At 43.8% G+C, this 6,359-nt stretch carries 4 protein-coding genes; all 4 read left to right on the forward strand.

Annotation, left to right across the window (positions count from 1 at the left end; translation table 11 throughout):
• The first annotated feature begins 4 nt into the window (after positions 1–4).
• The 4 genes from Q4A14_RS04475 to fic are packed head-to-tail and all read left to right on the forward strand — an operon-like array spanning position 5 to position 6,299.
• Positions 5–2,989 (forward strand): type I restriction endonuclease subunit R, encoded by a 2,985-nt coding sequence (locus Q4A14_RS04475; RefSeq protein WP_303170245.1) that lies wholly within the window; start codon positions 5–7, stop codon positions 2,987–2,989.
• Between the two features lie 3 nt (positions 2,990–2,992).
• Positions 2,993–4,126, forward strand: a complete 1,134-nt coding sequence (locus Q4A14_RS04480; protein WP_303170247.1) for an AAA family ATPase — start codon at positions 2,993–2,995, stop codon at positions 4,124–4,126.
• Between the two features lie 10 nt (positions 4,127–4,136).
• Positions 4,137–5,741 carry a type I restriction-modification system subunit M gene (locus Q4A14_RS04485; RefSeq protein ID WP_303170248.1) on the forward strand — a complete coding sequence of 535 codons (1,605 nt, stop codon included), beginning with the start codon at positions 4,137–4,139 and terminating at the stop codon, positions 5,739–5,741.
• A 6-nt stretch (positions 5,742–5,747) separates the two neighbouring features.
• Positions 5,748–6,299, forward strand: a complete 552-nt coding sequence (gene fic / locus Q4A14_RS04490) for a protein adenylyltransferase Fic (RefSeq protein ID WP_303170250.1) — start codon at positions 5,748–5,750, stop codon at positions 6,297–6,299.
• The last annotated feature ends 60 nt before the right edge of the window (positions 6,300–6,359 follow it).

Raw genomic sequence — 6,359 nt, forward strand, 5'->3', positions numbered from 1 at the left:
TGCTATGTATACAACTGAAGAACAAACGATAGAAGAGCGCCTAATCAAACGATTAGAGAGCTTGAAGTATATTTATAGACATGATATCAAGGATAGAGCAACTTTAGAGGCCAACTTTAGGCACAAGTTTGAGCAACTCAATGCTGTGAAATTGACTGATCGAGAGTTTGAGCGACTTCTGTCGGAGATTACCAAGCCAGATGTATATGATGCATCTCGTTTACTGCGAGAGCGTAACCTCTTCTTGAGAGAGGACGGCACACCACTTCATTACACTTTAGTTAATATCAAGGATTGGTGCAAGAATGACTATGAAGTTATTAATCAGTTGCGCATCAACACACACAGTAGCCACCACCGATACGACGTGATTATTCTCATCAATGGCTTACCGATGGTGCAGATAGAGCTCAAGGCACACAAGATCTCGCCTCGTGTAGCCATGCAACAGATTGTTAACTATAAAAACGATACGGGCAACGGATATCTGAATACATTGCTCTGCTTTATTCAGCTCTTTATTGTGAGTAACGAAGGAGATACATGCTATTTTAGTAACAATAACCCGAAAGAGTTTCTCTTCGATGCCAAAGAGCAATACCTACCAGTCTATTATCTCGCAGATGAGGCTAACCATAAAATACGGCACCTACATAGCTTTGCGACAAGACTCCTTGCCAAGTGCTCCCTTGGAGAGCTTATCAGTAGGTATATGGTCTTGGTGGCTAGTGAACGCAAACTCTTGATCATGCGCCCCTACCAGATCTATGCCGTACAGGCTATCATCAAATGTATCGAGGAGAACCGTGGCAATGGCTATATCTGGCATACTACTGGTTCGGGAAAGACGCTTACTTCTTTTAAGGCATCAACCTTACTTAAGGATAACTCCGATATAGAGAAATGTCTATTTGTTGTAGATCGTAAGGATCTAGACCGACAGACTCGAGATGAGTTTAATAAGTTTCAGCAAGGCTGCGTAGAGGAGAATACGAATACAGAAACGCTTGTTCGGAGACTTGAGTCTACCGATTATGCCGACAAGGTTATCGTCACTACAATACAGAAGCTCGGAATTGCTCTTGACCCTAAGCACAAGAAAAACTACTATGAACGGCTTAGATCGCTATCAGACAAGCGTGTAGTCTTTATTTTTGACGAATGTCATCGCTCTCAATTTGGTGATAACCATAAAGCTATTAAAGCCTTCTTCCCCAAGGCTCAGCTCTTTGGGTTTACGGGTACACCTATTTTTGAAGAGAATGCTGTACAGATCAAAATTGATGGGCAGGAAGCCTCCAAGCTCACTACTGACGATATTTTCCAGAAGCCTCTGCATACCTACACGATTACCAATGCCATTGAGGACGAAAATGTATTGCGCTTCAATGTAGATTACTACCGCTCCAATGGTGAGTATGTGCGAGATCGTAGTCTGGTGACCAAAAGAGCGATTATAGAGGAAATTCTCTCTAAGCATGACGCCATCTCGCTCTCTCGCTGTTTCAATGCCATTCTCGCGACGAGTAGTATCAACGATGCCATTGAGTATTATAGGCTATTCAAAACGCTTCAAGCCGACCGTCAAGCTGCTAACTCTGAATTTATCCCGCTCAATATCGCTTGTGTCTTCTCTCCTCCAGCCGAGAGCAATAAAGATGTCGAACAGATGCAAGAGGATCTGGAGCAAGAGAAGCTAGACAACCAGATCGATCCCTCGGGTAAGAAGCAAGCACTACAAGAGATCATCTCGGACTATAATAGCCAATATGGTTGTGCTCACAGTCTCGCAGAGTTTGATCTCTACTACCAAGATGTACAGAAGCGTATCAAAGATCAGAAATGGGTGGAGTATCCACGTGAGCAAAAGATCGACATCACGATCGTCGTAGATATGCTCCTCACAGGCTTCGACTCCAAATATCTAGGTATCCTCTATGTTGATAAGGATCTCAAATATCACGGCCTTATACAAGCTTTCTCTCGTACTAATCGTACGCTCAACAAAACTAAAAACTTTGGTAAGATCTTAGATTTCCGTTTTCAGGAATCAGCCGTTAATGATGCTGTACAACTTTTCTCAGGAGTTCGAGACGAGGATCAAGACCCCAAGATCTGGCTGGTTGAGCCAGCAAATAAAGTTGTTGAACAGTATGAAATGGCTATCCAGAAACTCTCAAGCTTTATGGAGTCTAAGGGGCTAGAGGCTGAGCCAGAAAATGTATATAATTTGCTTGGAGATACAGCCAAGGCTGAGTTTGTGGACTACTTCAAAGAGGTACAGAAACTCAATACTCAGCTCAGCCAGTATATCTACATAGATCCTCAGGATCAAGAGAAGATCGAGAAGCTAATGCCTCCGGAGAGACTCAATGGCTTTAGATCTGCCTATCTCGAGACGGCTAAAACCCTGCGTAACCATCAAAAGGGCTATACACAGGATCAGCCAGTAGATATGCAAAACGCTCATATAGAAGAAATAGATTTCGAGTTTGTGTTATTCTCTTCGGCAATTATTGACTACGATTATATCATGGGGCTAATCGCTCGATTGACCTCCCAGTCACCTAGTCAGCAGAAACTGACCAAGGAGGAGCTTGTGCGCCTCGTCGCTTCGCATAGCAATCTGATTGAGGAGCAAGAGGATATTCTAGACTATATCGAACACATAGAGGTTGTCAATGGCCTTACGGTCAAGGAAGTCTCTGAGCAATATCAAGCATTTAAAACCAATAAGCTCCAGAGCCGTATCAAAGAGATTGCTCATCGCTACAATGTTGCTCTAGACTCTCTCTCGGATTTGATATCTTCGGTACTAGATCGTATGATCTTTGATGCCGACCAGCTCTCAGCTCTATTCTACGAGCAAGACCTAGGCTGGAAGCAGCGTGTGCGGCAGGAGAAAGCACTGGTCGCAGATCTGCTGCCCCTATTCTCGCTCTTGGCCAAAGGGCAACATATAGCAGGTCTATCCGCTTATAAAGTCTAGATTATGGAGCAATTCAATAATTTAAGGCAATTAGCCCAAGAGCTTAAGAACAGGTTAACGAAAAAGAAAATCCTTCTCCTGTATGCCTATAATGGTGTGGGAAAGACACGTTTGTCTATGGAGTTCAAAAACCTTGGAAAAATAGAAGGCCAGTCAGATACTCTATACTTCAACGCCTTTACTGAAGATTTATTTTCTTGGGATAACGATCTTGACAGAGATTCAGATCGAGTACTTAAAATGAATCTGTATTCAACATTTCTTAGTGGAGCCAAAGAGTATGCACTTGAAGATAAGATTAGAAGATTTTGGAGTCGTTTTTCTGACATTGACTTTCGGATAGACTATGACGAAGGAAGTATCTCTTTTTCCAGAGATCTGATTCCTAAGGAAGAAGAGGACCCTCAAGGAGAGATAGAAGAGGCCTCTAATCAGGGAACTATAGATAATATTAAAATCTCAAGAGGAGAAGAAACAATCTTTATTTGGTGTTTTTTCTTGGCCATTGTACAATTGGTATTAGATGGGGATGAGGGCTACTCTTGGGTAAAATATATCTACATTGATGACCCCATCTCATCTTTGGATGACAACAATGCCGTCGCGGTAGCACTTTTGCTAGCTGAGATATCTAGGGATGAATCGGTAAAAGTCGTTATTTCAACGCACCATGCCCTCTTCTATAACGCTCTTTGGAATGTTTTCAAGGATAGTGTAAAGAAGAGGGAAGATCTTGGCACCCTACACTTCAAAAAAGATGGAGAAGAATGTTACAGTATCAGCTATACAAGGGATACCCCTCGATTTCTCCATGTTGCAATGTTGGAAGAGTTGTGGAAGCGTTCTGAATCAGGTGAACTATACACCTATCACTTTGCAATGCTGCGCAATGTGCTTGAGAGAGCCGCTTCGTTCCATGGATATAGCAATATTGAAGAGTGTTTCAAGAATGAAGACATTTCAAATGAATCCAATCTCTACAATCGTATGATAAACATCTTAACTCATGGAAATTACTCTTTGTACGAACCTATTGAGATGTTGGATGACAACAAAGAGTTATTTAAGCAAATATTAACTGCATTTATAAAGAATTATAAGTTTAACCCCGAAATTTTTGCTTCTTCTGAGGCTTAATAAATAACGTATGACAGTACTAGGCAAGACCCTATGGGCAATAGCAGATGAGCTACGTGGCACGATGAATGCCGATGATTTCCGTGACTATATGCTCTCTTTTCTCTTCCTGCGCTACCTCTCCGACAACTACGAGGGGGTGGCACGCCGAGAACTAGGCAGAGACTACCCAGATGAAACAAATCTAAATCAAGGAGAGACTGCTCTACAGAGATGGTATACACTCAATAGCGAAGATATTGTGGAGTTTGAGGCTCAGATGCGGCGCAAGATCCATTATGTCATCAAGCCCGAGTACCTATGGAGCCATATCGCAGAGTTGGCACGCACACAGAGCTCGGAACTCTTGAATATATTGAACGAGGGATTTAGATACATCGAAAACGAATCTTTTGAGCGAACTTTCTCTGGGCTTTTCTCAGAAGTCAATCTCTCGTCTGAGAAACTTGGCAAGACCTACAGCCAAAAGAATACCAAGCTCGCTACCATCATACAGAAGATAGCAGAGGGAATCGGAGGATTCTCGTCCGAAGTAGATACTCTCGGTGATGCTTACGAATACCTGATTGAGCAGTTCGCCGCAGGCTCGGGCAAGAAAGCAGGTGAATTCTACACTCCTCAGGCCATATCTACCATTCTCTCTCGTATCGTGTCGCTTGATGCACAGAATCCCGATCGAGGCATGAAGGAGGGGATCAAGAGAGTACTCGACTTTGCCTGTGGCTCTGGTTCACTTTTGCTCAATGTCCGCAAGCAGATGGGGGATCGTATCGGTCGTATCTACGGGCAAGAGCTGAATATGACCACATACAACCTAGCTCGTATGAATATGATTCTGCACGGAGTCAAGGACACGGAGTTCGAGATCTTTCATGGAGATTCGCTTACCAACGAATGGCCATTCCTGAATAATCCTAATCCTACAAACAAGGTAGAGTTCGATGCCATCGTCGCTAATCCACCCTTTAGCCTCAAATGGGCACCGAAAGAAGAAACAGCCCAAGACTTCCGCTTCCAAAACTATGGTGTAGCTCCAAAATCGGCAGCTGATTTTGCATTTCTCTTGCACGGGTTGCATTACCTTAGTAAGGATGGCACAATGGCTATCATTTTGCCACATGGTGTACTATTTAGAGGTGGGGCAGAGCGTGCCATTCGCCAAAAGTTACTTGAGGACGGATACATAGATACCATTATTGGGTTGCCCTCCAAACTTTTCTACTCCACAGGCATTCCTGTCTGCATCATCGTGCTCAAAAAATGTCGTACGGCAGACGACGTCCTCTTCATCGATGCAAGCCGTAATTTTGCTAAGGATAAGAAGCAAAACCGCCTGCGTATGGGGCAGAATGGAGAACCCAACGACATTGATAAAATTATCGATGCCTACCAATACCGCCGTGAGATCGACAAATATGCTCGCCGTGTAACACTCGACGAAATACAAACCAACAACTACAACCTCAATATCCCTCGCTATGTAGACACCTTCGAGGAAGAGGAAGAGATTGACATCCAAGCCGTCATGGGGCGTATTAAAGAGCTTGAGGCTCGCCGAGGAGATCTCGATAGCCAAATCGACGTTTACCTCCGCGAACTCGGACTAATTCAGTAAAAGACTATGACAACGAACCAAATAGATGCTCTGAGCCTTGAGCGAGCCTTTGAACTATTCCGTTCGGGAGCAATCGAGCAAATCGAGGTCGGTACCTTTCGGGGACTTTGCCAGATACACCACGCTCTATTCGCTGGGCTATACGACTTCGCAGGCAAACTGCGTACACTCAATATCGCCAAAGGAGTTTTTCGATTTGCTAATTGTATGTACCTCGAGGCTATTCTGCCAGTTATCGAGCAGATGCCCGAACAAACATTTGAGCAGATTATTGCCAAATATGTAGAGATGAATATCGCACATCCCTTTATGGAGGGGAATGGGCGAGCTACACGCATTTGGCTGGATATGATCCTGAAGCATAGACTTGGACGAGTAGTTGATTGGTCTCAGGTAGATAAGGATCTCTACCTACAAGCTATGGAGCGTAGCCCAATCAATGACTTAGAGCTGAGAGTGCTCCTACAGCCAGTGCTCACCGATAGGGTAGACGATAGAGAGATGATATTCAAAGGTATTGAGCAGTCCTACTATTACGAGGGCTATAAAAGGCAGTAGACTATGGCAACGAACAATAAAATCCCTAATTGTCCCCCTTTGCGCTTCCCCGAATTCTCC

The sequence above is a fragment of the Porphyromonas sp. genome, from assembly GCF_030529325.1.
GTDB lineage: Bacteria > Bacteroidota > Bacteroidia > Bacteroidales > Porphyromonadaceae > Porphyromonas_A.